The following is a 26,327-nucleotide window of genomic DNA, read 5'->3' as shown; positions in this document are numbered from 1 at the left end:
ATGACCAAACACAGGGATATCGACGCACTTCGCAATCTGTCGGGAGACATCTGGAATGTCGCCGTCGACGAATATCAGGGCGGCTTTCTCAAGCGCCGCGATCTCCTGAAATATGCCGCACTGCTTGGCCTGACCGGCTTTGCCGCCTCGCAGGGGCTGGGGGGCGCGCGCGCTGCCGCAGCAGCAGGCGGCACAGTGCGTGTCGGGCTCGGCCAGCCGACCAAGGCGATCGATCCGGTTTCGGTGACCGATCCGGCCAGCATCGGGGTGATCAGCCAGGTCGGCGAATATCTGATCCTCGACGACCCAAAGGACGGGCTGCAGCCGAAGCTTGCCCTGTCCTGGGAAGCCGACGAGACGGCCAGCCGCTGGACCTTCAAATTGCGGCAGGGGGTGAAATTCCACGACGGCCGCGCGGTCACCGCCAAAGACGTGGTGGTGAGCTTCGAGCGGCTGGTCGATCCGGCCAGCGGCTCGTCTGCCTTGTCGGCCTACAAGGGCATCCTGTCCAAGGGCGGCGCCAAGCTGGTCGACGAGCAGACAGTCGCTTTCGATCTCGACGGTCCGAACAGCAACTTTCCCTTCTATGTTTCCTCCGACGTCTACAATGCCGTCATCCTGCCGGCCGACTATGCCGGTGATTTCGAGAAGACTTTCAACGGCACTGGCCCGTTCAAGCTCGAATCCTTCCGTCCCAAGCAAGGCGCCAGCTTCGTGCGCAATGAGGATTACTGGGGCGACAAGGCGCTGCCCGACCGGGTCGAGATCAAGTTCTTCGACGACGAGCAGGCGCAGGTGCTGGCGCTGCAGGCCGGCCAACTCGACGTTATCCCGAGCACGACGCGCCTGGAACTCGCGATCGAGGGCAATCCGAATTTCAAGCTGCTGAGCGTGCAGGCGAGCTCACACGACCAGGTGCATCTCAGAACCGACCAGGCTCCGTTCACCGACAAGCGCATCCGCCGTGCGCTGGCCCTCACCATCGATCGCGAGGCGGTGGTCAAGGGCCTGCTCAAGGGCCGTGCAATCGTCGGCAACGACAGCCCGTTCGCGCCGATCTTCCCCTCGGCCGATCCGTCGGTGCCGCAGCGCAAGCAAGACATTGCGGAAGCCAGGCGGCTGCTTGGCGAGGCGGGCGTGCCCAACGGCTTCGAGGTGACGTTGACCACCGAGCGCGCCTATGACATTCCCGACTATGCGGTGATCATCCAGAACTTCGCCAAGAAGGCCGGCATCGACGTCAAGCTCAATGTCCTGCCGCAGGACGCCTATTACGGCTCGGCGACTTTCGGCAGCTCGCCCTGGCTGGATTCGGTGCTCGGCATCACCGACTATGGCCATCGCGGCACGCCCGATATCTTCCTCAACGCGACGCTGAAGAGCTCGGGAGCCTGGAACGCGGCGCATTTCAACAACCCGGCCTATGATGCGCTGCTGCTCGACTACTCGAAGGCACGTGATCTGCAGGCACAGCGCCTCGTTGCCGGCAAGATCCAGACCCTCTTGCTTGACGAGACGCCGGCGATCATCAGCTACTTCTCGCAATACAGCCGGATCGTCAGCTCAAAGGTCGAGGGCGTGCGCTTCACCGCGATTTCGCATCTGCTGCTCGACCGCGTTTCCTTCGTCCAGGCATGATCGCGACATGCTGACCGGCCGCATTCTGTCGGCGCGTGTGGGCACGCTCGTCCTCACGCTGTGGCTGGTCAGTATCCTGGTGTTCTTCGCCGGGCAGGTTTTGCCCGGCGATGTCGGCCGCGTAATGCTCGGGCCGTTTGCCGACGCGCAGGCGGTGGCGGAGCTGAACAAGCGGCTCGGCGCCGACCAGCCGGTTCTCGTCCAGTACTGGCTCTGGTTCAGCAAGGCGGTCACAGGTGACTTCGGCACGTCGCTGTCGATGCGCGGGCCGGTGGCGCCCTTCGTGCTGGAAAACCTCAAGCGCTCCGCTGCCCTTGCCGGCATTATTCTGATTCTTCTCGTTCCGCTCGGCGTGGGCGCCGGGATCGTTGCCGGACTCAACGCTGGCCGCTTCATCGACCGGCTGATTGTGATGGCGGGCGTCTCCTTTGGCATCGTTCCTGATTTCGTTTCCGGCCTGATGCTGCTCATCGTCTTCGGCCTGTGGCTGAACTGGTTCCCGATCTCAGGCGTTGCGCCGGCTGGCGCGGGCTTCTGGACGCATGGTTATTATCTGATCCTGCCGGCGTTGCCGCTGGTGCTCAATCTTGCCGGCTACATCGCCCGGATGACGCGGGCAGGCGTGATCGAGGCGATGGCCGCCGACTACACACGCACAGCCGTCCTGAAGGGTCTGAATCGGCGTGAGATCATCCTTCGGCACGTGCTGCGCAATGCGCTGACGCCGACCATCGCGGTGCTGGCGACGCAGACCGGATACATGCTTGGCGGGCTGGTGGTGATTGAGGCGCTGTTCGGCATCCAGGGGCTTGGCAATCTGGTTTTGAACGCGGCCAAGGCACGCGATTTTCCGATGCTCGAGGCCGGCGTGCTGGTGATGGCGGCAATCTTCGTGCTGTCGGCGGCAGTGGGCGACCTCGTGCTGGCCTTGCTCGATCCGCGGCAGCGCCGTCGGACCTCGCCATGACGGATCTGACGGAATCTCCGGCGCCGCGGCGCGCTGTGGTTGGTTTGCCAGCGGTGCGCAGGATCGGCAGTGCTTTCTCCGGACTGCCCCCATCGGTCGTGATCGGAACGCTGCTGCTGCTGTTCTGGGTCGCCTGCGCGCTGTTCGGCAATCTCTTCGTTCCCTACGATCCGTATGCCGAGGATTTTCTGGCGACGCTAACGCCGCCCGATGCCTTGCATTGGTTCGGGACCGATCAGCTCGGCCGCGACCTGCTGTCCCGCATCGTGGTTGGATCGCGCGACATCCTGCTGGTTGCGCCGTTGGCGACGCTGGCCGGCGTTGCGGCCGGCAGCATCATCGGCCTGGTGCTCGGCTATTTCGATGGCCTCACCGATGCCATCGGTGCGCGGCTGCTCGATACGCTGATGGCATTTCCGTTCATCGTTCTCGTCACCATGACGCTGGTGGCGATCGGGCCGTCGAACCTGACCGTCATCCTGGTAATCGGCATCGCCTATGCGCCGCTGGTGGCGCGCACCGTCCGCGCCGCCGTGCGCGAGCAGAAGGAGCGCGAGTATGTCAGCGCCGCCCGGCTCGGCGGCGAAGGCGCGCTTGCCATCATGTTCCTGGAGATATTGCCCAACATCAGGGAGACTATCCTCATCGAACTCGTCACCCGGCTAGGCTACGCGTTCTTTTCGATCGCGACGCTGAGTTTTCTCGGCCTCGGCATCCAGCCGCCATCGGCCGATTGGGGGCTGGCCGTCGCCGACGGCTACGGCTTCCTGACCGGCGGCAAATGGTGGGTGGTCGTGTTCAATTCCGCGGCAATCGTCTCGCTGGTGATGGCGACAAACCTCATCGCACAAGGCATCGGTGCCTTCGAAAATAGCGATGCATGAGCGTTAGACCGGGCGCGCTGGAAAACTTCTTTTGCATTGAAGCCCGGCGCGCATCCTTATATCGCATGGCTATGAAGAAAATCGGTTTCCTGTCGTTTGGGCACTGGACGCCCTCGTCGCAATCGCAGGTGCGCTCGGCATCGGATGCGCTTTTGCAATCCATCGACCTTGCCGTCGCGGCCGAACAGCTTGGCGCGGACGGAGCGTATTTCCGCGTGCATCATTTCGCCCGCCAGCTCGCTTCGCCGTTCCCGCTGCTGGCGGCTGTCGGCGCCAAGACCAGCCGCATCGAGATCGGCACGGCCGTCATCGACATGCGCTACGAGAATCCGCTCTACATGGCGGAGGATGGGGGCGCGGCCGATATCATCGCCGGCGGCCGCCTGCAACTCGGCATCAGCCGCGGCTCGCCCGAACAGGTGATCGACGGCTGGCGCTATTTCGGCTACGCGCCGCCGGAAGGCAAAAGCGACGCCGACATGGCGCGGCATCACGCCGAGGTCTTCCTTGACACTCTGCGCGGCGAGGGGTTCGCACGGCCCAATCCACGGCCGATGTTCCCCAACCCGCCTGGCCTGCTGCGGCTTGAGCCGCATTCGGAGGGCTTGCGCGAGCGGATCTGGTGGGGTGCAGCGACCAACGCCACGTCGGAATGGGCGGCGAAGCTTGGCATGAACCTGCAAAGCTCGACGCTCAAATTCGACGAGGGCGGCAAGCCGTTCCACGTCCAGCAGGCCGAGCAGATCCGCATCTACCGCGAGGCCTGGAAGGCTGCCGGCCACAGTCGTGAACCGCGCGTCTCTGTCAGCCGCAGCATCTTCGCGCTGGTCGACGATCGCGACCGCGCCTATTTCGGACGCGGCAATGAGAGCCGCGACCAGATCGGCTTCATCGAGGAGAACACCAGGGCGATCTTCGGCCGCAGCTACGCCGCCGAGCCGGACGTGCTGATCAAGGAATTGGCTGAGGACGAGGCGATCGCCGAGGCCGATACGCTGCTGCTCACCGTTCCGAACCAGCTCGGCGTCGACTACAATGCGCATGTCATCGAGGCGATCCTGACCCATGTTGCCCCGGCGCTGGGCTGGCGCTGACACCGGATCGGTCAAGACGGATCATTTCAGGGAGGTACACCATGGCGAAGAAGGCTTTGATCGCCTGGGGCGGCTGGGAAGGTCACACACCGGAGCGCAGCGCCAAAATCATCAGCTCGCTGCTTGAGCGCAACGGATTCGACATCACGCTCGGCCAGGGGACCGCGATGTTCGCCGATCCAGAGCTTGCCTCTTTCGATCTCATCGTTCCGGTGATCACGATGTCGACGATCGAGAAAGCCGAACTTCAGAACCTGACGCTTGCCGTTCGCGGAGGCAGCGGGCTCGGCGGCTTTCACGGCACGATGGGCGACAGTTTTCGCAACGAACCCGACTATCAGTTCATGACCGGTGGCCAGTGGGTCGCGCATCCCGGCGATATTATCGACTATAGGGTTGCCGTCACCAGGCCGGACGACCCGATCACATCCGGCATCGCCGATTTCGCCTACCGGTCGGAGCAGTATTACATGCACGTCGACCCGAGCAACGAGGTGCTGGCCACGACCACCTTCACCGACGCGCATTTCCCGGGGATAGGCGGCGTTGTCATGCCGGTCGTCTGGAAGCGACGCTATGGCGCGGGAAAGGTTTTTTACAGCGCGCTGGGGCACAATGCCGACGAGTTCGCGGTCCCAGAAATGGCCTTGATTGTCGAGCGGGGTCTTATCTGGGCCGCCCGCTAGATCAGCGGAAATGAGGACATGAGCATGACGGTCTCGGTGACAGATTTGCCTCTGCACACGCCCATCGATGGCCGGCACCGCAAGATGCTGATCGATGGCGCCTGGTGCGATGCGCTCAGCGGCCGGACGTTCGAGACGCGCAACCCGCCACCGGCGCCGTGATCGGCACTGTGCCGCTCTCCGATTCCAGCGATATCGACCTCGCGGTGGCGGCGGCCCGGCGCGCCTTCGACGGGCCGTGGAGCCGGTTCAAACCCTATGAGCGCCAGGTGCTGCTGCTGAAGATCGCCGACCTGATGGAGCGCCATTGGGAGGAGATCGCGCGTTCAGACACCATGGATATGGGCATGCCCATCGTGCGCACGCTCGCCAACAAGAACCGCGTGCTTGGCATGCTGCGCTTCTACGCCGGCATGGCGACAGCGATCCATGGCCACACGATCGGCAATTCGCTGCCGGGCGAGATCATTTCGTACACGCGCAAGGAGCCGGTCGGCGTCGTTGGCGCGATCATTCCGTGGAATGCGCCGACCGCCGCGTCGATCTGGAAGATCGGCCCGGCGCTGGCGACCGGCTGCACCATCGTGCTGAAGCCTTCCGAGGAAGCGCCGCTGACGCCGCTGCTGATCGGCGCGCTGATGATGGAGGCCGGCGTGCCGCCCGGCGTCGTCAATGTCGTCACCGGCACTGGTGCCGAGGTGGGCGCGCCGCTCGCCGCCCATATGGACGTCGACAAGATCGTCTTCACCGGCTCGACAGTGACCGGCCAGAACATCCTGCGCGCCTCGGCCGGCAACATGAAGCGCGTCTCGCTGGAGCTTGGCGGCAAGTCGCCGGTCATCGTCTGCGCCGACGCCGATCTCGATCGCGCGGTGCCGATCGCGGCGATGTCGGTGTTCGCCAATTCCGGCCAGATCTGCATCGCCGGCTCGCGGCTGTTCGTCGAACGGCCGATCCATGACGAGTTCGTCGAGCGGGTCTCGGCCTATGCGGCGAAGCTCCGGATCGGCGATGGCGCCGACCCCGAGACCGAGATCGGACCGCTGATTTCGCCCAAGCAACTCGAACGCGTCGCTGGATTCATCGAGGATGGCACAAGGCAAGGCGCGCGGCTGGTCACCGGCGGCAACCGCATCACCGAAGGTGCGCTTGGAGCGGGCAACTTCATCACGCCCAGCGTCTTTTCCGGTGTCACCGACGACATGCGCATCGCCCGCGAGGAAATCTTCGGCCCGGTCATCTCTGCGTTGCCGTTCGACACGCTGGACGAGGTGGTGCGGCGCGGCAATGACACGCCCTATGGGCTGGGCGCCGGCGTGTTCACCCGCGACCTCGGCAAGGCGCACCAGCTGGCCAACCGCCTGCGCGCCGGCTCGGTCTGGGTCAACACCTACCACGCCATCGACCCGGCCGTGCCGTTCGGCGGCTACAAGATGAGCGGCTACGGCCGCGAGGGCGGGGCGGAGCACCTCGACGAATATCTCAATACGAAAGGCGTGTGGATAAGGACGGATTGAGAGGCCGGCATTTTGCAGATGGCGCTCTACGGCGCCCCCCTCTGTCCTGCCGGACATCTCCCCCACAAGGAGGGAGATTGGCAGTTTCGGCGCTGGCTCTCCTCCTGCTACGTTGAAGATTGACGAAGGTCGCGGTGACGGCCAATCTCCCCCCTCGTGGGGGAGATGTCCGGCAGGACAGAGGGGGGCGCCAAGGAACTCGACGGCGGTGCTGGGTTCTTCCCGCTCCGCTCACCCGATGCCGCCAGTGACCGCATAAGCACCTGCGCTACGCCCATCCTCCAGGCGCACTACCGCCGTCACGATCGAGCCATACGAGCCGCGCCAGACGCTGTGGGACCGCTGATGCTCGGCGGCCGGGACGAGGGCATGCCCGTTGAAGCGCTGGCCACTCCGCTGCACCGCGACCGCCTCGCCGTTGACATGCACCTGGATGCTGGCCGCCTCGGCGGCTTCGTTGGGCAGGTCGAGCGTGATGAGGATCTCGTGCTGCTCGCCGGAAGGCCGCGTCTCGGCGGCGAGTTTTATGGCAAGCGGCGGCGCCTTGCCGTCGCCGGCTCGGGCAGGGCGGCTCGAAAAGACTTCGTCGGGCAGCTCGGGCGTGCGCGGCGGGCGGGTGCGGCGCTGCGTGGAGCGCTCGAAATCGCCGGCCATGCGCAGCAGCCTCTCGTCGTCGTAAGCCTTGCCGGCGAAGGTGAGGCCGACCGGCATGCCGATGTCGGCCATGGTGCCCATCGGCACGGTGACGGTCGGGATGCCGAAATGGCGCCAGACCAGATTGCCGTTGGCGACCCAGGTGCCGTTGCGCCAGGCAATGGCGGCGGATGCCTCGTTGACGTCGGCGTCGGACGGGCCGACATCGGCGGCGGCGGGCAGCACCACCGCGTCGATGCCCAGTGCATCCAGCCAGTCCTCGAAATCGATCCGTCTCGTCGTCTCCAGCCCCTTCAGGCCCTCTTCGAGCGTTGGAATTTCCGCGAAAGGCGTGACGCCGGCTCGCGCGCGCTCGACATACTCGGCCAGGTCAAAGCCGCCTTCGTAGCGGTCGGGCAGTGTGCCCGGCGGGTGCGGGAAGATTTTGGGGCCATCGACCGAAACGAGATCGGGCAGCGCGGGGTCGGCGTTGGCGCGCAAAAAATCGTCCCAGCCCCAGATGCAGAGATCCCAGAGTTCGCGCTCGGCGAAGTCCGGCGGCACCAATCTGCGCTCGACCATAGTGCGTGAGCCGGGGCGGTCGCGTTCGTAGTTGGAGACAACGGAAAAATCGACCTCGATCACCTCGGCGCCAAGCCGCCTGAGATCGGCCGCCGCCTGCTCCCACAGGGCAAGCACCGAGGCGCGGGTTTCGATCGGCGCATCGGCGTCGCTGTCGCGGCCGATATACATTCTGGGCACGCCGAGGCGCATGCCTTTCAACGATCCCGCCAGTGCGAGGTCGGCATAGCGTGGCGGCCGCACGTCGGAGCTTTTCGGCAAGACGACCCAGGGCTGCGCACGCCAGAAATCGCCTAGCGTCTCGGGATCGTCGGCGACGATCACGTCGAGCAGTTCGAGCATGTCGGGCACGCTGCGCGTGTGCGGCACCACGACATCCATGGTTGGCACCAGCGGCCAGTTGCCGCGCACTGAAATGATGCCGCGTGATGGTGTGTAGGCGACCAGCGCGTTGTTGGTCGCCGGCGCGCGGCCAGACGACCAGGTTTCCTCGCCTAGCCCGAAGGCGCAGAAGCTGGCCGCCGTCGCGGTACCGGAGCCATTGGATGAGCCCGACGCGAAGGCCGCAGTCAGGAAGTCCGCGTTATAGGGGCTTTCGGCGCGGCCGTAGACACCGCGTTGCATGCCGCCATTGGCCATTGGCGGCATGTTGGTCAGGCCGATCAGCACGGCGCCGCCGGCGCGCAGCCGGGCGATGGTGAAAGCGTCCTCATTGGCGACGAGACGCTCGAAGGCCGGCGAGCCGGCGGCCACCGTCAGGCCGGCGACCTTGTAACTGTCCTTGGCGGTGTAGGGGATGCCGTCGAGCGGCCCGAGCACAGCACCCCTGAGCCGCCGCTGGTCGGAGGCGGCAGCTTCCTCGAACATCGCTGGATTGAGCACCGGGACGGCGTTGAGGCTGATGCCGTGGCGGTCGAAATGCGCGATGCGCCTGAGATATGCCCCGACCAGTTCGACGCTGGTGACGGTGCGGTCGTCGAGCGCGCGGCGCAATTGGCCGATCGTCCCTTCGACGAGATGAAGGCTTCCATCGGTCATCACTGGTCCCACATTTCCACGCGCCATGGATGAGCGAGGTGGCCTGCTTCGGCAAGACCTATCGAGGTCTTCGTTGGAACTTTTGTCCGGCTGGCGATTTTGGATGTATGGTATGATTCCGGAATGGCCGGGAGGATGTTGCCGATGACCACTAAATGCGTTGCGATCCTAGCTCTCGCTGTGGCAATGGGCTCAAGCCTCTGTGCCCCGGCATTCGCTGGCGACCGGCATTACGACCGCCGAGCCCACTCCGAACGCTACGTTCCCGCCGAAGGCGATCTCATCGAGATCTTGTTCGGCGGCCCGCGTTACTATGATCAGCAGCTGTTCACGACGGCGGCTGGCGCCTGTTCCTACCATCGCGTCGGACCCGATGCGAATGCGTTGAACAAGATCAACGATCATCACTGCGGGAAGTAGGGCAGTAGGGCAGTAGGGCAGTAGGGCAGTAGGGCAGTAGGCAGTAGGCAGTAGGCAGTAGGCAGTAGGCTACGCCTCAACGCTGGCAGCTTTCCTTCATCCGCTCGATGATATCCGTCCTCCGCGCGAGGTCGCGGCTGAATCGGCAAAGTCGGTCAGTGGCTTCGCCGGCCACTACGGCATCCTCCTATCAATGCCCTGCGTTTTCCGCATGTCTTCCAATAAGTTGAGACGCGTCAGGATTTAGAACAGCGCTCAGGGATTTTGATCGTGCAGTCTTACGCCATGACTAGCTTGCCGGCATTCGCTACAACCAAGACGCGAAAAAGATATCGCGGAGTAAACCTTTTAGGAGTATCGGCTGGTAGCTGCTTTTGTGCAGGGGAGATTTGGGATGGAGCGTTTCGAAATCCTGGAAGAGCCGACAGGCCCATTCTCGATTTCGACACATTCACGGAACTGCCGGTGGGGGAGGTTGTAGAGCGTTGGGAGGTGAAACAATGCTTGGTCAGGACGACCTGATCCGAGCGGCCATCGGACGGCTGCTCGCCGAGAAGACAGGTGCCGCCGTCATATCGATGAAAGAGAGCATCAGGGAGCTTCTGACGCTGACCGGTGCCGGGCTGGACGAAAGACTGCAGGACCTGTTGCTGGAAATGGCCGAAGTCCGCGGCATGACGGTCGCTCTCGACCTCTAGGGTCGCCGTCGGCTTGCCGCGCGACTTCGGCAGATCGCACAAGGTTGAGCCTGCGCGGGGCTTTGCGCGTTGCGTCCAATCCGTTTGAGGATGTCCTTTACGTGCCCATGTGTGGCTGGACCAGCGTCCGCGCCGCCTCTTTCCCTGCCGCGAGGATGCGATCGGACAATTCGCTCCCTTTCACAGCGCGAGCCATTTGAAGCGCACCGATGACCGTCGCAAAAACAGCAAGCGCTAGGCCTTCCGGGTCCTTGGCCCGCGGGAGTGCCTCAGCCAATTGGCGCACCAAAGCCAGCAAATGGTCGGTATAGGCGTCGCGCGTTTCAGGTGGCTGACGCGCCAGCTCCGGCAGCAGCGCGGCTGACGCGCAGCCCTTTCCCGGATTGTCTCGATGCTCGGCCGAGAGATACGCCTCAATGGCCATCTCCGGGCCACCCGCGGCCAATGCTTCCGCCATCTGCTGCGCCTGAAGCTCCATGGCTGCCGCCACGCTTTCGCGCACAAGCTCCGCCTTGGATTGGAAGTGGGGATAAAACGCGCCGTTCGTCAGGCCGGCGTCGCTCATGATGGTCGCAAGTCCGGACGCGGCTATGCCGTCGCCGCGAAAGCGGTCGGCGGCGACCTCCATGATCCGGCTGCGTGACGCGGCTTTCCGGCCCTTTTCGTAACGCATGGCTGCCATTCCTTTCTGCTATTGCATTATGAGCATAATCTGATATTATGAGTGTAATTCAACGGGCGCATAAAAGCTAGCCCCCATCAGCTTGGAGCACGAAATGACTATGAATTCGGGAAAAACCGCGATCGTTACCGGAGCCTCCTCGGGCATCGGCCGCGCCAGCGCCGAGGCGCTAGTGCGGGCAGGGTTCACTGTCTTCGGAACGAGCCGCCGCAAGGCCAACGGCCCGGACGGGGTGACCATGCTGATTTGTGATGTGACCGATGGCGAGGCCGTCACCGCACTTGTCTCAACGGTGCTCGCGCAGACCGGCCGGATCGACCTCTTGGTCAACAATGCCGGCGTCGGTCTGCTTGGAGGCGCCGAGGAATCCTCAGTGGCACAAGTGCAGGCTCTGTTCGACGTCAATCTGTTCGGTGTCATCCGCGTGACCAATGCGGTGTTGCCGTCGATGCGGCGGCGCGGCGAAGGACGCATCGTCAATATCGGCTCGGTATTGGGATTCGTGCCGGCGCCGTATTCAGCGTATTATTCGGCGGTCAAGCACGCGCTCGAGGGCTATTCGGAATCGCTCGATCACGAGGTTCGTGCCTTCAATATCCGCGTCTCGGTCATCGAACCTGCATACGTGCGTACCGTCTTCGACCAGAACGGAATCGAGCCGGATTCCCTGTTGAAAGAATACGATCGGGCACGAGCCGGGCTCGAAGCGCTCCTTCGCGATGTGATGCCTGTAGCCGATCGACCGGAAGTGGTGGCCCAGGTGGTCGTCAAGGCGGCGACCGATGCCAATCCGCGACGGCGCTATACCGCCGGCAAAGCAGCGCGCCAGGTCAGCCTCCTGCGCCGCTTTGCCCCCGCGGGGATATTCGACAAGAGCCTGCGCAAGCAGTTCCGCCTGCCGGTCTGAAGAACAGTCAGATAGAGGATATCACGCACATGCGCCTAGCAACGACGACACAATTGGCCAATCCCCACAAGACGGAGGTGCCAGGCACGACGCATAGGTTCAATCAGTCGCCCCGCTCACCAGCGTCGTTCCAGGACACGCCGACGCGTTCGGTGGATGTCGGCGGCACGGCGTTCGTCTACCGGGAGCTCGGCCCCAGGACCGGCGTACCGGTGATCCTGCTCAACCATCTCGCTGCTCAACTGGACAACTTCGATCCACGCATCGTCGATGGCCTCGCCGCGACCCGGTGGGTGATTGCCTTCGACAATAGGGGCATCGGTGCTTCGGGCGGCAAAACGCCGTCAAGCGTTGCCGAGATGGCACGGGATGCGGTCGCCTTTATCCGGGCGCTGGGGCTCGAAGAAGTAGATCTCTTCGGCTTTTCGCTCGGCGGCTTCGTGGCGCAGGAGATCGTGCTGAGCGAGCCCAGGCTTGTGCGCAAGCTCATCCTGGCCGGCACCGGGCCGGCCGGTGGCGAAGGCATCGACAAGGTGACGCCGTTGACGATCGTCGACATGATCAAGGGGGCGCTTACTCTTCGGGATCCGAAATACTATCTCTTCTTCACAAGGACGGCGAATGGGCGCCGCGCCGCCAAAGCTTTCCTGCAGCGGTTGACGGAGCGCCACGCCGATCGCGACAAGCCGGTATCGCTGAGCGCGTTCCGCGCTCAGCTCAAGGCGATCAAGGCTTACGGACTGCAGGCGCCGCAGGACCTGAGCGCCGTCCGAATTCCTGCTTTGGTTGCGAACGGAGATCACGACAGGATGGTGCCAACCGGCAACACGCACGATCTCGCCCGGCGTATCCCTGGAGCGCAACTGGTGATCTATCCCGATGCCGGACATGGCGGGGTCTTCCAGTACCACGCCGATTTCGTCTTGAAGGCCTTGGCCTTCCTCGATGCCTGACGTCTTTCTCAGGGCGGTTTTTTCGTCGCGGAACATCAACAAACATTTTCAGGAAGTCACTGTCATGAAGGCATTCGTCGTCGATAAATATAACAAGAAGGGCATTCTGCGGCTGGCCGAGATGCCGGAGCCGGTGCTTGGGGACAATGACGTCCTGGTCGAGGTCCACGCCGCGGCCGTGAACCTCCTCGATTCCAAGATCAGAACCGGAGAGTTCAAGCTCATCCTGCCCTATCGCAGGCCCTTTATCCTGGGCCATGACGTGGCCGGTAGGATTGTCCGCGTGGGATCGAAAGTCCGCAAGTTCAAACCTGGCGACGATGTCTATGCACGGCCGCGCGATGGACGGATCGGTGCATTCGCCGAGTTCATCGCCATGGACGAAGCCGACGTGGCCCTGAAGCCCAAAAATCTCAGCATGGAAGAGGCGGCCTCGATCCCGCTGGTCGGGCTGACCGCCTGGCAGGCGCTCATTGAAAGGGCAAACCTAGGGAAGGGACAGAAAGTCTTCATTCAGGCCGGTTCCGGCGGCGTGGGAACGTTCGCCATCCAATTGGCAGAGCACCTCGGCGCCACGGTTGCGACCACCGCGAGCGCGGCGAGTGCCGACCTGGTCAAGGGCCTCGGCGCCGATATCGTCGTCGACTACAGGAAGGACGACTTCGAGAAAGTTCTGTCGGGATACGACGTCGTCTTGAACAGCCAGGACGCAAAGACGCTTGAAAAATCGCTGAATGTGCTGAAACCGGGTGGGAAATTGATCTCCATCTCCGGTCCGCCGGATCCCGAATTCGCCCGGGAAAAGGGACTGAACCCCGTGCTGAGGCTGATACTGCGCCTGTTGAGCCGAGATATCCGGACCAAAGCCAAACGCCGCGGCGTGAAGTTCTCGTTCCTTTTCATGTGGGCGCAGGGTGATCAGTTGAGCAAGATTGCATCCCTCATCGAATCCGGAGCGATCCGCCCGGTTGTCGATCGGATATTTCCCTTCGAAGCGACCAACGAGGCTCTGGCTTACGTCGAAAGCGGACGTGCCAAGGGCAAGGTCGTCATCAAGGTCAGATAAAACTCGGCAGTGAAAGAGCCTCAGCCGCGCCGGGCCGCGTCAATCGCTGCGACGTCTATCTTCTTCATGTCCATCATCGCATCGAACGCGCGCTTGGCTTCGTCGCCGCCGGCCGCCATCGCCTCGATCAGTGTGCGCGGCGTGATTTGCCAGGACACGCCCCATTTGTCCTTGCACCAGCCGCACGCACTCTCCTGGCCGCCATTGCCGACAATAGCATTCCAGTAGCGGTCGGTTTCCTGCTGATCGTCGGTGGCGATCTGGAACGAGAAGGCCTCGCTTTGCTTGAACGCGGAGCCGCCGTTCAGTCCGATGCAGGGAATGCCGGCGACGGTGAATTCGACCGTCAGCACATCGCCCTGCTTGCCGGACGGAAAATCGCTCGGCGCACGGTGAACGGCACCCACCTTGGTGTCTGGAAAGGTCTCCGCGTAGAAACGAGCCGCAGCCTCGGCGTCCTTGTCGAACCAGAGGCAAATCGTGTTCTTCGGCGTCTTTGGCACTGCGTGTTCCTTTCGATCTAAAGGCTGATTTCCGTCCTCGCGTTCCACCCGCGCTCTTGTGACATAGGTCGCCAACCGCTTCTCGCCACTGCCGCAGCCCGCATGGACCGACGGAACCGGCGTGGCCCTGACGAATTCAATATTGGCACAGGAGGTTGCCATGATCCGCAAGCTGAAGTCCGGGGAGTTCCGACTCTATTCCCGGAAGGTCGATCCAAAAACCCACAAGCGCAGAAATCTCGGTACGTTCAAATCGCGCGAGGCCGCCGAGAAGCACGAGCGTGAGGTCCAGTACTTCAAGCGGCATTAGCGCGCGCTGCGTTCGCCAGCTGCGGATGTCCATCTGCGTCAGGCTGTTCCAACATCGAGTCAGCCCAGAAGATTGCGTGCCGCGCGCATGAAAATCCTTGAGCCGATCGGGATCAGGTCGTCGGGAAAATCATAGTCCGGATTGTGCAATGAAGGGTGCCGCTCGCCTGCGCCGAGGAAGAACATCGCCGATGACGCGCTGTGACCGAACAGGCCGAAATCTTCCGAGGCGCGCATCGGCAGGGCCTCTTCGCTGTGCGCGACGCCCTCTTCGCCGAGCGCGCGTTGCAGGTGCTCCACCGCATCCTGCGCGTTGACGCTGGCGACGAAGATTTCGTGATAGTCCCACCGGGCAGCGAGGCGATGCTCGGCGGCAATCTTCGCGACCAGCGCCTCGGCGGCGGCGCACAGGTCTGCCATACGCTCGTCGCGGCGGGTCCGCAGCGTCGCCCACACCTCGGCATGACCAGGCGCGATGCCGAACACGGCTTCGCCCATTGCGGCATGAGTAACGGTGACCATGGAGAAGGCGTCGTCGGCGAAGGTTCCGCGCCTGAGCGCGGGGAGGGCCGGCATCAGCTCGCTGATCGCCAGCATCGGCGAGACGCCGGTCTCCGGCATCGACGAATGCGCGGTCTTGCCCTCCAGCACGATGCGCATGCCGCGTGAAGCACAGTTGACCACGCCGGGTTTGAGCCGCACTTCGCCGAACGGCACGCCGGGCAGGTTGTGCAGCGAGAAGGCGAAATCCGGCGCGATCTCGCCGAAACGCGGATCGGCGATGATGCCGGCCGCGCCATTGCCGGTTTCTTCCGCCGGCTGGAACATCAGCACGACGCGGCCGCTTGCTGGCCTCTCGCGCCCGAGCTGGCGGCCGAGGGATGCAAGGATCGCGGTATGTCCGTCATGGCCGCACATATGCGACTTGCCAGGCACGCGCGACGAATGCGGTACGCCCGAAAGTTCTTCGATCGGCAAGGCATCGAGCTCCGATCGGAACAGCACCGTCGGCCCCGCTCTGCCGCTGTCGTATATGGCCGCGACGCCGTGGCCGCCCAATCCGGTCAGCACCTTGTCCGGTCTGGTATCGGCGAGGAAGTCGATGACCTCTTTTGCCGTCTTCTCCTCTTCGTTCGAGATTTCCGGATGCTGGTGCAACTGGCGCCGCCACGCGGTCAATTCGACGATGTCCCGGTTGGTAAGGGTCATGCTTTTGGCCTCCGCTGCATTCACGACACGCCCGGAGGCGTCAAACTGCGATGACGAGTATCGACAAATGGCTGTGCCTGCACACTCCAATCTTCAGGCTTTGCGGGCCAGGCAAGGCGGCAATGCCTCGCGAATGGTCTTAGCGCACGCGATTGGGGCACAGGGCTTTGAACTGGTCCAGAGTGTAGTCGTATCCCGAGGCACCCGAGCCATCCAGCACCACATCGTCGTCGGTGTCCGATATCAAATAGTCCGTCGTCGCGTCCGCATCGGGGTTGCGGCCCTGGAACCGCATGTTTGCACCATAGAGGGTGGTGAATTTGCCGGTCCGGCAGTTAGCGGTGATCTCGAGGTGCAAGGGCGTTTGCAACTCCTTGGCAATGCAGTCCTCGGTCACCTTGCCAACATAGTCGCGGCAGAAGGCGATTGCATTCCGCCTTGTGTGCCCGGTCAGTATCCTGGCATGCGAAGAGCCGATGCCGGATGCCTTGACGATTGTGACCTCCATGCCCGCCCTGCCGCCGTAGTAAAGCGTTTTGGCCTCAGCCGAAGAGGCAAGGATTACAGCGCAAAGCACGGCCAGGAAACGTCGCATGCAAACCTCCCTTTGGGTGGAAAAGGTCCACATGCGCCGTCTCTGGTCAAGCTCTCCGTGCCGCTTTTTGTGCGACACCCAAAGCTGGCGGCCGCAGCCTACTGATTGATCTCGGGTTCGACGAGCTTTGCCAGGTTCCTGAGCGATTCCTGCCAGCCGAGATAGCAGGCCTCGACCGGAATCGCATCCGGAATGCCGGCCTGGGTGATGTCGATCTCGGTGCCGACCGACACTTTTTTCAAGATTACGGTCACCTGGATCTCGCCGGGCAGGTTGGGGTCGTCGAATCGGTCGGTATAGCGCAGGCGTTCTCCTGGAACGAGTTCGAGATACTCGCCGCCGAAGGAATGGCTGCCGCCGGTCGTGAAGTTGCGGAAGGCCATCTTGAACGTCCCGCCGACCTTCGCCTCAAGGTGATCGACCGTGCAGGTGAAGCCGTTCGGCGGAAGCCATTTCGCCAGCGCATCCGCCTCGGTGAAGGCGCGATAGACCTTCTGCGGGCTGGTCGTCAGAACGCGGTGCAGACGTACGGTGCCGGGCATATTCCAGATCCTTTCGTGATTGTTTGTTCAATGGCCAAAGGACGAACGAGAGGCGGCCAGTCCGACATAGCTCCCGGATTTCTTTTTTAAAGGCCTCGCTGCCTGTTCGACTGCGCACGCATGGCGTGCGCTTGTTCAACCCTGCGCCCCCCCGGCCAATGGTCGGCTATTCGATCTAATTTCTTTGCAAACCGTTAATGCGACCATGTTGTTAATAAGCATTTGCTAATCAAGCGATCCGCCTGGAGTAGCCATGACCAAGAATCTCGGCAACGCGCGTTATATGCCGCCAAAGGACGCCAGGATCTCCGTGTTCAGCAAGGCCGCACCGGCACTGTTCCCGCTGGTCGTGGCGGCGCTGGGCTACATGATCGGCAAGCACTTCTTCGGCTTCTAGGCTCGAATGCCGTCTTCCGGCGGAGTGTAGATCAAGCGCCAACCTCGGTAACCTCCTTTCTGGCCTCCGCGGAGCGGATGCGTTCGCTGGCCAGAAGCACCACCGGGCAGGTGACGGCGGCAAGCACCGCCGTCGCGGTATCGCCGAAGAACAGCTCTTCGCCCGGCCTTTGCGTTACACCCATCACCACCAGGGCAGCCCCCTTGGCGACCTCCCTGGCGATCGCCTTGTCAGGGGTGGCGCGGGTGCGGATTGCGGTGTCGACCTGTACGCCATAACGAACGGCCAGATCGGCAATATCCTTCAGCATGGCTTCCTCGCGCCGGTGCGAGACGGACGTGATCCTCCCGCCTTGCCGCGCCGCCTTCGAGACGTAGAGAACCTTCACGCGCGCCCGGTTCGGGCGTGCCAGCGCCAGGGCCAGATCGGCGGCGCGGCGTGACACTTCGGTGCCGTTGACGGGAACCAGTATGGTGGTTCCGGTCCGCAATACCGGCATCTTGCCGGTGGATCCGGCGCCGTTCAGCACCAGGCATAGCGGGCCGTCGAACCCTTCGGTGATGTCGTTCAGCGCCGGAGTGAAAGACCCCTTCACCGTGAAAGCGTCTTCCAGGCCGAGCACCAGCAGGCCGTAGCCTTTGCGGGCCTCCTCGGCGATCGTCGCGGCTGTCGCCGCGGATTCAGTGCGGGTGGTCAGATGGACTTTCGCGACCAAGGTGTCCTCGGCCTTGCTGACGGCCTTTGCGCTCTTCTGCGCACCCTTCTTCACTTCCTTGGCTGACTGTTCCGGGCCCTTGTCGCGGGTCGGGCCGGCGAGCTTGCCATCCTTGAGATGGAGCAAAGTGGTCGGCATGCCGCTGCCGCCGCCAACCAGTCCGGCGAGGTAGGCGGTGAATTTGCCGATCGGGCTGTCGTCGACCAGCAGCAGCAGCCGCTCAAGCTTCGAGACGAAGCCGCGCTCGTCGAGCAATTCGCGGTCGACGCGCTGCTTCTCGACATCGTCGACAGGCAAGCGGCCGAGCGCCCAGCGCAACATTGGTGGCATGGCGAGCGTGGTGAGGGCGGCCATGGTGACGATCATGGTGAAGAGGTTGTGGGAGAGGATGTTCATCGACAGGCCGATGCTGGCGACGATGACCTCGGTCGAGCCGCGTGCGTTCATGGCGCTGCCGACGGCGATTGCCTCCTTCAGCGACATGCCGGCAATCCTGCCGCCGAGGAAGGCGCCGCCGAACTTGCCGATACTGGCAATGACCAGCAGCGCCAGCGTCAGCAGCGCCAGCGTCGGGTCGGCAAGCACGGTGAGGTCGGCTGACAGGCCGGCCATGCCGAAGAAGATTGGCATGAACAGCGCTGTGATGACGCCGCGCAATTGGCCCTCGATGTGGGCGGACAGGATCGGCGATTCGCCAACAAGGATGCCCGCGACGAAGGCACCGAGGACGGTGTGCACACCGATCAGATTGGTGATCAGCGCCATCACGCCCATGATGAGGAGGATGACGGTGATGACGGCGTATTCGCTGCGGAAAGAGTCGTTGCTCCAGCGGATCAGCATGAACACCAGCCGGCGGCCTATGGTGAAGGAGAACACCATGAACAGCGCCACCTCGGCGACCGTGGTGAGCAGCGGCAGCAGCTGCAGGCTGCCGTTGGTGGCGATGCCGAAGGTGACGGCGATGATGAGCCAGCCGATCGTATCCTCGATGATCGCCGATGAGATGATGACCTGGCCGAGATTGCGGCGCATGAAGTTCATTTCGCGCACCACCATGGCGACGATCTTGACTGAGGAGATCGATAGCGCCGTGCCCAGGAACAGCCCGGCGACGACGCGTTGCGTCGGGTCAGGCAGCAATGTATCGGGCAGGAACTGCGCCAGTGCGAAACCGCAGACGAAGGGCACGATGACGCCGGTGATCGAGATAGAAAAGCAGGCCGCCCCCACCCGGCGCACGAGGCGCAGGTCTGTCTCCATGCCGGTCAAGAGCAGAAGCAGCAGAATGCCGAGCTGCGAGACCGCGTCGATCATGCTTTTCTGCGCCGGATCGGTCGAGAAGATCAGGTGCTGCGCGTCGGGCCACAGCCAGCCGAACAATGAGGGCCCGAGCAGGATGCCGCCGATGAGCTGGCCCATGACCGCCGGCTGACCGTGGCGCTGGAAGATCTCTCCGACACCCCGGCCGACCAGAAGCAGCAAGACGATCTCGGCGACGAACACCCCCTCCGCTGAGCCACCCATGCCCGAAGCGTGGCCTGCCGGCTGGGCGGCGAAGGTCGTGCCTGCCGACGCCAAACCGAATACGGCCAGCAAAAGGGCCAGCGCAATGCTGCGTGACGTCGTTGCCGATCGACAGGTCATGAATTCCCTCAAAACGCCTCGGCAGACTGACCATCACAACGCGCAGGCCATCATTTGCGTTGCAGCCGCGTGTCGCCAGACATCGACGTCAAACATGGACGTCGCCGAAGGAAAGTTCGCCGTCGTCGCCGGCCACGAAAAAGACGATGGCGAACAGCCCGGCATAGAATGCCGCCACAACGACCACGATCGCCACACCGGGAATGGGGCCAAGGGCGGCGCTGTCGACGGCCTCGCGAAGCGAACCGACAAACCCGGTCCTGAGGCCCACGGCCTGAAGACTGGGGGTCGATATCTTGACCATCCAGGCCAGCAGTAGGATCAGGAACAGGTAGATGTAGTTTCGCCGCAGGCGGCGCGCCAGCGCAGCGCGCTGCGACAGCAGAAACTTCGGCGCGCGCAGGCCTTCGCCGACGATGAGCAGCCAATCAGAGGCAAAGTCGGGTTGCGGGGAGAAGATCTGCGCGAAATAGTGACGCTCGAACTGGCGCACGCGAGCCCGATAGAAATCGAAGAAGCGATAGCGGCGCGCCTCGATCCACAGCAGCAGGAGGATCAGCAGCATGGCGAACAGCAGCACGCCGTGATGCGCACTGGCCGTGGACAGCGACACCGAAAGCAGCGCCGCCACCACCGTGATCGCCCAGTTCGTCGTCCGGTCGAGCCGATCTCGCCACCCCGCCATGCGCGCGATCTCAGCGCGATGAAAATGCGATAGCGTGTTGACCCGTTCGGCCGATGTAAGCACCGGCCCGATGGGCTTCGCCGACGCATCGTTCATAACGCCCTCCAACCGAGTAAAACGCCTCAGACTTGGTCTCGTTCCGCGGTGTCCGGATTTCGCACCGGCCGGCGGCCTCCGCCGTGACCGCCACGCGCGCCGGCGTGGCGGGCGCCACCGCAGTTCTACGATCACATTGCATTATCGGATCTTGACCCCACCGCGGCAAACCCCAAATCAATCATACCGGTGCCGACGCGGGCGCCGGCTTCATGGCGGCGCCGCGGAGAGTGGTGGTTTTGTGGCCGTCAAACTCGGGCACCAGGTAGCCGGAGGCGATGAAGGCCCGCGAGACCTGGTCCAGGGTGTTTCCCAGGTGGAGCGGATCGGAACAGAAGGGAGCGAAAAACAGAAAGCGCAAATGGGGTGTGGGTCGGACGGCGCATTGTCCCCCGGAGCATGGCATGTAAACGAACAAAAACCAGGATCAAGAAAGGAGCAATGCAATGACCATTCGTGATCTAATGCCATGGAGCCGCGACGCCAACCAGGCTTCTACCCTGTTTCGCGACCGCGACCAGGACCCGTTCATGAGCCTGCATCGCGAGATGAGCCGCCTTGTCGACGACATGTTTCGTGGCTTCGGCTCACGGCTTCCGTCCATGTTGTCTTCGGCCGGCGGTAGCTGGCCCAGCGTGGAAATCTCCGAAACGGACAAGGAGATCCGTGTGACGGCCGAGATACCCGGCATGGAGGATAAGGACATCGAGGTGTTGCTCGATGACGGCGTCCTGACGTTGCGCGGTGAAAAACAGGCCGAAACCGACGACAAGGAACGTCAGTTCTCCGAGCGGTTCTACGGCCGCTTCGAACGTCGCATTCCGATCGGTTTCGAAGTCGAAGAGGACAAGGTAGCGGCCGATTTCCGCAATGGCGTGCTGTTCGTCACTTTGCCGAAGTCCGAGAAGGCGCAGAGCAGGACAAAGCGCATTCCCATCGGCGGCAAGAGCACCAAACACTAGAATAGACCAGCAGCCGGGCGAGCAAATCGCGCACGCCCGGCATCAGTCACCGGATTTCGCGCCGGTCACATGGACCTTGAGTATCCCTCTGCCTTGGGCAAACATGGCGGAGAGGGCCGGGGGCGCGAAAATGAACAAGCCGATTTCTGCCGTATCGCCGCGCAAGGCGCCGATGGCGCTGACCGAGGAACTCGTCGCCCGCACCATGCGCGCGGTCGAGGATGCCGGGCCGACGCCGGGCATGGTCTACATGACCGACGCCGACTATGCGCGCGTCCGCGACGAGGTGCTGGCTTCGGCCCCGGTGGGGCCCACAAGGCTGTTCGCCTATGGTTCACTGTTGTGGAATCCGGTTGGCGAATTGCGTGGCGGCGAAAGGGCGGTGGCAACGGGCTGGCATCGGTCCTTCTGTTTCACCGTCAAGCGTTTTCGCGGCACGGTCGAGCGGCCCGGCCTGATGATGGCGCTCGATCGTGGCGGCCAGTGCCAGGGCATGGTGTTCGAGATCGCCGAACCGGTGGCGGCCAATCTCGAAGCGCTGCTGCGCCGCGAGATGACCGTGCTGCCCGCCGTCAACGTGCCGCGCTGGCTGCGGGTCAGGACAGGTGACGGCCTATGCCGCGCGCTTGGCTTCGTCGTCGATCCCGCCAATCCGCGTTATGCCGGCAAGCTCGACAAGCAGGTGATCGCGGCAACGCTGGCCACGGCCGTCGGTCATTGGGGCTCGGGCGCTGAATATCTGTTCGCGACCATCCGTCACCTCGAAACCTGCGGTATCCGCGACCGTAATCTTTGGCGATTGCAGGAACTGGTGGCCGAGGAGATAGGCCGCTTCACCCATCTCTGAGCCAAACCAGCATTTCGCCAGGCTCGCGGTTGTCCCAGGCGAAGTAGGGAATGGCGGTCAGGCGCGTCTCGGTAGTGGCCGGCGGTTCGGGCCTGTAGAGCCCGCTTTGCCATCCGTCTGCGGCATCGGCAAGTGCTGTAGCCGACAGCGTCACCACGCCGCCGAGAAGCTCGGGCCGGTGCTGCGCTTCGAGGCTGGCCGTCCTTGGCAGCGTCAGCCGATGCAGCTGGCCGTCATTGTCGGTCGCCTCGACGCAGTAGATCAGCGGCCCGCGCGACAGCGCGACGCGGCCGGCATCCTGGCGCACCTGCGGGTTGGCGTAAAGCCGCTCGATCGGCATTTCGAGATCGAGCCGCACCTGGTCGCCCTTCTTCCATGTCCGCCGGATCGCCGCGTAGCCGTCGCTGGTGACATCCGCCAACTTGACCGCCTCACCATTGACCTTGAGCGCAGCGTCGGTGCTCCACGCCGGGATGCGCAGGTGCAATGTGAACGCAACCGGCGCCTGCGGCTCGATCGTGATCTCGACGGCACCGTCCCAGGGATAGCGGCTTGCCTGCGTCAGGCTCACCGGCACGCCTGATATATCGAAGCGGGCGGTCGAGTCGCCATAGAGATGGACGGCCAGCGCGTCGTCGGCCAGGCTGTAGAAATAGCTGCCGATCGAGGCGACCATGCGCCCGATATTGGGCGGGCAGCAGGGGCAGCGGTGCCATTTCCACCTATTGTGCTTGCCTCGGCTTTCCAGCGGGTTTTCATAGAAGAACAGCGAGCCGTCGAGCGACAGGCCCGAGATCGAGCCATTGTAGAGGGCGCGTTCCATCATGTCGGCATAGCGGGCATTCGGCCCCATGCCGAGCATGCGGTTCGCCCAGAACACCAGTCCGACCGCGGCACAGGTCTCGGCATAGGCGCTTTCGTTGGGCAGATCGTAGTCGCTGGTGAAACCTTCATTGTGAGCCGACGGCCCGAGCCCGCCGGTGATGTAGAGGCTCTTGGTGGTGAGATCGTCCCACAGATGGTCGAGTGCCACGCGCAAGCTGTCGTCGCCATATTCGGTGGCGATGTCGGCCATGCCCGAATAGAGGTACATCGCCCTGACCGCGTGGCCGACCACCTTGTCCTGTTCGCGCACCGGCCGGTGCGACTGGCTGTATTCATAGGTCTTGAAATGGTAGGCCTTCGGGTCGGCGCCGCGGGCGCGGGCCTCCTCGTCGAAATAATGCGGCTGCTGGCCGCGCTGGTCGATGAAGTATTTGGCGAGATCCATGTATTTTCGCTCGCCGGTCACCCGCGCCAGCTTGACCAGCGCCAGCTCGATCTCCTCGTGGCCGCAATAGCCCTTCTTCTTGCCGGGTTCGGGGCCGAGCACCGACGCGATATGGTCGGCATAGCGGCACATGATGTCGAGCAGCTTGCGTTTTCCCGTCGCCTGGTAATAGGCGACCGCACCCTCGATGAGGTGGCCGGCGCAATAGAGTTCATGGCAGTCGCGCAGATTGGTCCAGCGCTTGCCGGGCTGGATGCGCTGGTACCAGCTCGAGAGATAGCCGTCCTCCTGCTGCAGTTTGCCGTACATGTCGATGACGGCATCGATCTTCTTCTCCAGTTCTGGATTCTTGCGCCGGTAGAGCGAATAGGCCGCGGTCTCGATCGTCTTGCCGAGATCGGAATCCCAGAACATCTGCGTGGTCACCGTCGACCCGGTGAATTCCGCGCCCTGGCGGTCGGCTTCGTCGGGCGAGGGCGAGTGGAAAGGAATGACGACGCCGGGCGAGGGCCGGTCCGGGTCGATCTGCTCCAGCATGCGGGCCTCGACGCAGCGGTCGTAGAGGATATCGGCGGTGCGTGTGGCTACCGCGTCGGCGCGATCGCCCCAGAAGCCGTGCACGTCGACCTGCGGCACCGGCAGCGGGCGGAAGGCGAGCTTTGGTTTTCCGGTTTTTGCGGATGGCGATGCGGTCATGTACTCACTCCATTCGGTCTGTCTATTTGATGGCCCCGGCCATCAGGCCGCGGATGTAGAAGCGCTGCAGGACCAGGAACAGGATGAGGCAAGGCACCATCATGACTGTGACGCCCGCCTGCACCGCACCCCAGTCGATGGCGCCGAAGCGGCCCGACTGCAGTGCGGTCATCATCACCGGCAGCGTGAACTTGGACTGGTCGGTCATCAGCACGAGGGCTGCGAGGAACTCGTTCCAGGCGCCGAGGAAGGCAAACAGCGCGATGGTGACGACGCCCGGCCAGACCAGCGGCAGCATCACCTTCAACAGCATGGTGAGATTGCCGGCACCGTCCATGCGGGCGGCTTCCTCGATCTCGCGCGGCACCGCGTCGAATGCATTGCGCATCATGAAGATCGAGAACGGCAGCTGCAGCGTCACATAGACGCCGACCAGGCCGGTCAGCGTGTTGTGCAGGCCAAGCTTGGTCAGCACCAGGAAGATGGGCGTCAGGATCGACTGGAACGGGATCATGATCGTCGACAGGATGAGGATGAAGAACAGGTCCTTGAACGGAAACCGGAACCGCGAAAAGCCGTAGCCGGCCAGCACGCTGACGGCGACAGATAGCAGCACGGTCATCACCGAGACGTAGATGCTGTTTTGCGCCGAGACCCAGAGCCCGTCGCCGAAGCTGTTGAGCGTGGCATAGTTCTCCAGCGAAAAGCCTGATGTCGGCCAGGGCGGCAGCGGCGGCAGGCGTGCCTCGGCCGCTGGCTTGAACGCCGACAGCACCGCCCACACGATCGGCGCCGCAAACAGCACCGAGGCGATGATGCCGGTCGAATGCTCGCCGATGCGAGCCAGGAGCCGGCGGTTGCGGGAAGCGGCCTGCGCCATCAGTCGAGCCCCTCCGGCTTGCGCAGCAGCCACAGCTGGACGAGGCTGAGCGCCACCAGGACGACGAGCAGCACCATCGAGAGCGCGGCACCATAACCGAGCTTGAACGAGACGAAAGACTGGTTGAAGATCCAGTAGACCGCCGTCAGCGTCTGGTTGCGCGGACCGCCACGCAGGATGATGTAGAACTGGTCGAAAGCGAGGATCGAGCCGGCGACCGACAGGATCAGCGCGAGCGCCAGTGTGCGGCGCATCAGCGGCAGGGTGATCGCCCGGAACCTGGCGAACGGCCCGGCGCCGTCGATGACTGCGGCCTCCTGCAGGTCCTGCGGGATCGACTGCAGGCCGGCCATCAGGATGATCATGGTGAAGCCGGCGACCTTCCAGACGACCATGGCGATGATCGACCAGAAGGCCGGTTGGAAGGTGGCCAGCAGGTTGAATTTCTTGTCGATCAGGCCGAGATCGTAGGCGGCCGGGCTGAACAGGCCGGAATCGACATTCAAGAGCCATGACCAGAGCAGGCTGGCCGAGGCGAAACCGACTACCGCCGGCATGAAGAACATGGTCCGGTAGAGGTTGGTCAGCGGCCGCGGCCGTTCGACGAACAGCGCCAGTGGGAACGCCACCATGAAGATCGCGATGGTGACAATCACGGTGTAGTAGGCAGTGAAGCGCAGCGCGTTCCAGAACCTTGTGTCGCGCAGGATAGCGACATAGTTGCCGAGGCCGACATAGCTGTGCTCGCCCATCAAGGGCCAGTTGTGCAGCGACATCCACGCCGTCATGCCGAGCGGTATCAGGAAAAAGACGACGACCAGCGCGATGGCCGGCGCGACATAGAGCAGGCCGATCCATTGCCGGCCGGCGCCGACGAGTTTTCGGGCGCGGGGCGGCGCGGTGATGGTTGCGATGGAGGTCATGGCTGCTCTGCTCTTGCTTTCCGTTCCCCTTGTGAGGAGGGAATTCCAGCTTGGGTTCCTCGCCCCCGCCAGAGGCGGGGGAGAGGTGGGCGCGCACGCGGCGGGGGGGGGGGGGTGGGTGGGGGGCGGGGGCGGCGGGGCTTTTGTTCCCGGCCCCGATTGGTTGGAGCTATCGCCGGGTGGGGCCCCCCCCCCCCGCGGGGGGGGGGGGTGGGGGCCCCGCCGCCGCGCGCCAGGGCGGGGGCCACGCCCTCCGCAATATCAAAGCCGCATGATGGGTAAGAGC

The 26,327-nt window shown here is 63.5% G+C and carries 25 protein-coding genes and 1 pseudogene; 15 read left to right on the top strand and 11 right to left on the bottom strand.

The features are described 5' to 3' along the window. From NKI20_RS15410 to NKI20_RS15385, 6 genes and pseudogenes are all read left to right on the top strand, one after another. Positions 1-1,638, top strand: coding sequence for an ABC transporter substrate-binding protein (locus NKI20_RS15410; RefSeq protein WP_352606407.1), 1,638 nt, complete (start codon positions 1-3; stop codon positions 1,636-1,638). Positions 1,639-1,645: 7 nt separating this feature from the next. Beyond that, on the top strand, positions 1,646-2,605 hold the full coding sequence (locus NKI20_RS15405) for an ABC transporter permease (protein WP_352831705.1): 960 nt from the start codon (positions 1,646-1,648) through the stop codon (positions 2,603-2,605). Continuing rightward, positions 2,602-3,489, top strand: a complete 888-nt coding sequence (locus NKI20_RS15400; RefSeq protein WP_352606403.1) for an ABC transporter permease — start codon at positions 2,602-2,604, stop codon at positions 3,487-3,489. The genes NKI20_RS15405 and NKI20_RS15400 overlap by 4 nt, the downstream gene beginning before the upstream one ends. Before the next feature lie 71 nt (positions 3,490-3,560). After that, on the top strand, positions 3,561-4,583 hold the full coding sequence (locus tag NKI20_RS15395; RefSeq protein ID WP_352606489.1) for an LLM class flavin-dependent oxidoreductase: 1,023 nt from the start codon (positions 3,561-3,563) through the stop codon (positions 4,581-4,583). 41 nt (positions 4,584-4,624) lie between these two features. After that, the gene (locus NKI20_RS15390) at positions 4,625-5,269 is read left to right on the top strand and encodes a ThuA domain-containing protein (RefSeq protein WP_352606401.1); all 645 of its coding nucleotides are present in this window, start codon (positions 4,625-4,627) and stop codon (positions 5,267-5,269) included. 18 nt (positions 5,270-5,287) lie between these two features. Continuing rightward, a pseudogene (locus NKI20_RS15385) lies at positions 5,288-6,786 on the top strand (aldehyde dehydrogenase family protein). A gap of 231 nt (positions 6,787-7,017) precedes the next feature. On the opposite strand, the gene NKI20_RS15380 reads toward NKI20_RS15385, so the two are convergent. Beyond that, on the bottom strand, positions 7,018-9,039 hold the full coding sequence (locus NKI20_RS15380) for an amidase (protein ID WP_352831702.1): 2,022 nt from the start codon (positions 9,037-9,039) through the stop codon (positions 7,018-7,020). A 144-nt stretch (positions 9,040-9,183) separates the two neighbouring features. Between NKI20_RS15380 and NKI20_RS15375 the strand changes: the two genes are divergently transcribed. Beyond that, positions 9,184-9,459, top strand: a complete 276-nt coding sequence (locus NKI20_RS15375; RefSeq protein ID WP_352831700.1) for a hypothetical protein — start codon at positions 9,184-9,186, stop codon at positions 9,457-9,459. Positions 9,460-9,959: 500 nt separating this feature from the next. After that, positions 9,960-10,157, top strand: coding sequence for a hypothetical protein (locus tag NKI20_RS15370; RefSeq protein WP_352831698.1), 198 nt, complete (start codon positions 9,960-9,962; stop codon positions 10,155-10,157). Positions 10,158-10,254: 97 nt separating this feature from the next. Here the strand turns inward: NKI20_RS15370 and NKI20_RS15365 are convergent, their stop codons facing one another. Beyond that, positions 10,255-10,830 (bottom strand): TetR/AcrR family transcriptional regulator, encoded by a 576-nt coding sequence (locus tag NKI20_RS15365; protein WP_352831782.1) that lies wholly within the window; start codon positions 10,828-10,830, stop codon positions 10,255-10,257. A 103-nt stretch (positions 10,831-10,933) separates the two neighbouring features. On the opposite strand from NKI20_RS15365, the gene NKI20_RS15360 reads away from it, so the two are divergent. The 3 genes from NKI20_RS15360 (at position 10,934) to NKI20_RS15350 (ending at position 13,765) form a co-directional block, all read left to right on the top strand. Next, positions 10,934-11,746 (top strand): oxidoreductase, encoded by an 813-nt coding sequence (locus NKI20_RS15360; protein WP_352831696.1) that lies wholly within the window; start codon positions 10,934-10,936, stop codon positions 11,744-11,746. Positions 11,747-11,775: 29 nt separating this feature from the next. Then, on the top strand, positions 11,776-12,699 hold the full coding sequence (locus NKI20_RS15355; RefSeq protein ID WP_352831694.1) for an alpha/beta fold hydrolase: 924 nt from the start codon (positions 11,776-11,778) through the stop codon (positions 12,697-12,699). A gap of 64 nt (positions 12,700-12,763) precedes the next feature. After that, positions 12,764-13,765 carry an NADP-dependent oxidoreductase gene (locus NKI20_RS15350; RefSeq protein ID WP_352831692.1) on the top strand — a complete coding sequence of 334 codons (1,002 nt, stop codon included), beginning with the start codon at positions 12,764-12,766 and terminating at the stop codon, positions 13,763-13,765. Positions 13,766-13,785: 20 nt separating this feature from the next. On the opposite strand, the gene NKI20_RS15345 is transcribed toward NKI20_RS15350, so the two are convergent. Further along, positions 13,786-14,268: a VOC family protein gene (locus tag NKI20_RS15345; RefSeq protein ID WP_023759551.1), complete on the bottom strand. Its 483-nt coding sequence runs from the start codon at positions 14,266-14,268 to the stop codon at positions 13,786-13,788. Between the two features lie 160 nt (positions 14,269-14,428). Between NKI20_RS15345 and NKI20_RS15340 the strand changes: the two genes are divergently transcribed. Continuing rightward, positions 14,429-14,578 carry a hypothetical protein gene (locus tag NKI20_RS15340; RefSeq protein ID WP_023759550.1) on the top strand — a complete coding sequence of 50 codons (150 nt, stop codon included), beginning with the start codon at positions 14,429-14,431 and terminating at the stop codon, positions 14,576-14,578. A 59-nt stretch (positions 14,579-14,637) separates the two neighbouring features. Here NKI20_RS15340 and NKI20_RS15335 read toward each other — a convergent pair whose 3' ends face one another. The 3 genes from NKI20_RS15335 to NKI20_RS15325 all read right to left on the bottom strand — a co-directional run bounded on the left by NKI20_RS15335 (position 14,638) and on the right by NKI20_RS15325 (position 16,923). Then, positions 14,638-15,786, bottom strand: a complete 1,149-nt coding sequence (locus NKI20_RS15335; protein ID WP_352730937.1) for an amidohydrolase — start codon at positions 15,784-15,786, stop codon at positions 14,638-14,640. Between the two features lie 139 nt (positions 15,787-15,925). Then, positions 15,926-16,381, bottom strand: coding sequence for a hypothetical protein (locus tag NKI20_RS15330; RefSeq protein WP_352831691.1), 456 nt, complete (start codon positions 16,379-16,381; stop codon positions 15,926-15,928). A gap of 98 nt (positions 16,382-16,479) precedes the next feature. Further along, complete coding sequence (locus NKI20_RS15325; protein WP_023760001.1) at positions 16,480-16,923, bottom strand: SRPBCC family protein; 444 nt, start codon at positions 16,921-16,923, stop codon at positions 16,480-16,482. Positions 16,924-17,176: 253 nt separating this feature from the next. Between NKI20_RS15325 and NKI20_RS15320 the strand changes: the two genes are divergently transcribed. Continuing rightward, positions 17,177-17,320 carry a hypothetical protein gene (locus NKI20_RS15320; RefSeq protein WP_023760002.1) on the top strand — a complete coding sequence of 48 codons (144 nt, stop codon included), beginning with the start codon at positions 17,177-17,179 and terminating at the stop codon, positions 17,318-17,320. A gap of 31 nt (positions 17,321-17,351) precedes the next feature. On the opposite strand, the gene NKI20_RS15315 is transcribed toward NKI20_RS15320, so the two are convergent. Beyond that, complete coding sequence (locus NKI20_RS15315) at positions 17,352-19,682, bottom strand: cation:proton antiporter domain-containing protein (RefSeq protein ID WP_352831689.1); 2,331 nt, start codon at positions 19,680-19,682, stop codon at positions 17,352-17,354. 88 nt (positions 19,683-19,770) lie between these two features. Then, positions 19,771-20,463: a DUF2270 domain-containing protein gene (locus NKI20_RS15310; RefSeq protein ID WP_023760004.1), complete on the bottom strand. Its 693-nt coding sequence runs from the start codon at positions 20,461-20,463 to the stop codon at positions 19,771-19,773. 446 nt (positions 20,464-20,909) lie between these two features. Between NKI20_RS15310 and NKI20_RS15305 the strand changes: the two genes are divergently transcribed. Next, positions 20,910-21,425, top strand: a complete 516-nt coding sequence (locus NKI20_RS15305; protein WP_031260414.1) for an Hsp20/alpha crystallin family protein — start codon at positions 20,910-20,912, stop codon at positions 21,423-21,425. 130 nt (positions 21,426-21,555) lie between these two features. After that, positions 21,556-22,272, top strand: a complete 717-nt coding sequence (locus NKI20_RS15300; RefSeq protein ID WP_023760007.1) for a gamma-glutamylcyclotransferase — start codon at positions 21,556-21,558, stop codon at positions 22,270-22,272. Here the strand turns inward: NKI20_RS15300 and NKI20_RS15295 are convergent. The 3 genes from NKI20_RS15295 to NKI20_RS15285 are packed head-to-tail and all read right to left on the bottom strand — an operon-like array spanning position 22,259 to position 26,041. Next, on the bottom strand, positions 22,259-24,238 hold the full coding sequence (locus NKI20_RS15295; RefSeq protein ID WP_352831686.1) for a glycoside hydrolase family 127 protein: 1,980 nt from the start codon (positions 24,236-24,238) through the stop codon (positions 22,259-22,261). The genes NKI20_RS15300 and NKI20_RS15295 overlap by 14 nt on opposite strands. A 22-nt stretch (positions 24,239-24,260) precedes the next feature. Continuing rightward, on the bottom strand, positions 24,261-25,118 hold the full coding sequence (locus NKI20_RS15290; protein ID WP_352606375.1) for a carbohydrate ABC transporter permease: 858 nt from the start codon (positions 25,116-25,118) through the stop codon (positions 24,261-24,263). After that, positions 25,118-26,041: a carbohydrate ABC transporter permease gene (locus tag NKI20_RS15285; RefSeq protein ID WP_352831684.1), complete on the bottom strand. Its 924-nt coding sequence runs from the start codon at positions 26,039-26,041 to the stop codon at positions 25,118-25,120. Before NKI20_RS15285 ends, NKI20_RS15290 begins: the two co-directional genes overlap by 1 nt. Positions 26,042-26,327: the final 286 nt, after the last annotated feature.

Origin of the sequence: Mesorhizobium sp. M0830 (genome assembly GCF_040319965.1) — a bacterium.
Lineage (GTDB): Bacteria > Pseudomonadota > Alphaproteobacteria > Rhizobiales > Rhizobiaceae > Mesorhizobium.
This window is presented reverse-complemented; position numbering and strand designations above follow the sequence as displayed.

What these genes read in the sequence shown, in the direction of transcription:
- NKI20_RS15410 (WP_352606407.1), top strand. Translation starts at nt 1, where the DNA reads ATGACCAAACACAGGGATATCGACGCACTTCGCAATCTGTCGGGAGAC.
- NKI20_RS15405 (WP_352831705.1), top strand. Translation starts at nt 1,646, where the DNA reads ATGCTGACCGGCCGCATTCTGTCGGCGCGTGTGGGCACGCTCGTCCTC.
- NKI20_RS15400 (WP_352606403.1), top strand. Translation starts at nt 2,602, where the DNA reads ATGACGGATCTGACGGAATCTCCGGCGCCGCGGCGCGCTGTGGTTGGT.
- NKI20_RS15395 (WP_352606489.1), top strand. Translation starts at nt 3,561, where the DNA reads ATGAAGAAAATCGGTTTCCTGTCGTTTGGGCACTGGACGCCCTCGTCG.
- NKI20_RS15390 (WP_352606401.1), top strand. Translation starts at nt 4,625, where the DNA reads ATGGCGAAGAAGGCTTTGATCGCCTGGGGCGGCTGGGAAGGTCACACA.
- NKI20_RS15380 (WP_352831702.1), bottom strand. Translation starts at nt 9,039, where the DNA reads ATGACCGATGGAAGCCTTCATCTCGTCGAAGGGACGATCGGCCAATTG.
- NKI20_RS15375 (WP_352831700.1), top strand. Translation starts at nt 9,184, where the DNA reads ATGACCACTAAATGCGTTGCGATCCTAGCTCTCGCTGTGGCAATGGGC.
- NKI20_RS15370 (WP_352831698.1), top strand. Translation starts at nt 9,960, where the DNA reads ATGCTTGGTCAGGACGACCTGATCCGAGCGGCCATCGGACGGCTGCTC.
- NKI20_RS15365 (WP_352831782.1), bottom strand. Translation starts at nt 10,830, where the DNA reads ATGCGTTACGAAAAGGGCCGGAAAGCCGCGTCACGCAGCCGGATCATG.
- NKI20_RS15360 (WP_352831696.1), top strand. Translation starts at nt 10,934, where the DNA reads ATGACTATGAATTCGGGAAAAACCGCGATCGTTACCGGAGCCTCCTCG.
- NKI20_RS15355 (WP_352831694.1), top strand. Translation starts at nt 11,776, where the DNA reads ATGCGCCTAGCAACGACGACACAATTGGCCAATCCCCACAAGACGGAG.
- NKI20_RS15350 (WP_352831692.1), top strand. Translation starts at nt 12,764, where the DNA reads ATGAAGGCATTCGTCGTCGATAAATATAACAAGAAGGGCATTCTGCGG.
- NKI20_RS15340 (WP_023759550.1), top strand. Translation starts at nt 14,429, where the DNA reads ATGATCCGCAAGCTGAAGTCCGGGGAGTTCCGACTCTATTCCCGGAAG.
- NKI20_RS15335 (WP_352730937.1), bottom strand. Translation starts at nt 15,786, where the DNA reads ATGACCCTTACCAACCGGGACATCGTCGAATTGACCGCGTGGCGGCGC.
- NKI20_RS15330 (WP_352831691.1), bottom strand. Translation starts at nt 16,381, where the DNA reads ATGCGACGTTTCCTGGCCGTGCTTTGCGCTGTAATCCTTGCCTCTTCG.
- NKI20_RS15325 (WP_023760001.1), bottom strand. Translation starts at nt 16,923, where the DNA reads ATGCCCGGCACCGTACGTCTGCACCGCGTTCTGACGACCAGCCCGCAG.
- NKI20_RS15320 (WP_023760002.1), top strand. Translation starts at nt 17,177, where the DNA reads ATGACCAAGAATCTCGGCAACGCGCGTTATATGCCGCCAAAGGACGCC.
- NKI20_RS15315 (WP_352831689.1), bottom strand. Translation starts at nt 19,682, where the DNA reads ATGACCTGTCGATCGGCAACGACGTCACGCAGCATTGCGCTGGCCCTT.
- NKI20_RS15310 (WP_023760004.1), bottom strand. Translation starts at nt 20,463, where the DNA reads ATGAACGATGCGTCGGCGAAGCCCATCGGGCCGGTGCTTACATCGGCC.
- NKI20_RS15305 (WP_031260414.1), top strand. Translation starts at nt 20,910, where the DNA reads ATGACCATTCGTGATCTAATGCCATGGAGCCGCGACGCCAACCAGGCT.
- NKI20_RS15300 (WP_023760007.1), top strand. Translation starts at nt 21,556, where the DNA reads ATGAACAAGCCGATTTCTGCCGTATCGCCGCGCAAGGCGCCGATGGCG.
- NKI20_RS15295 (WP_352831686.1), bottom strand. Translation starts at nt 24,238, where the DNA reads ATGACCGCATCGCCATCCGCAAAAACCGGAAAACCAAAGCTCGCCTTC.
- NKI20_RS15290 (WP_352606375.1), bottom strand. Translation starts at nt 25,118, where the DNA reads ATGGCGCAGGCCGCTTCCCGCAACCGCCGGCTCCTGGCTCGCATCGGC.
- NKI20_RS15285 (WP_352831684.1), bottom strand. Translation starts at nt 26,041, where the DNA reads ATGACCTCCATCGCAACCATCACCGCGCCGCCCCGCGCCCGAAAACTC.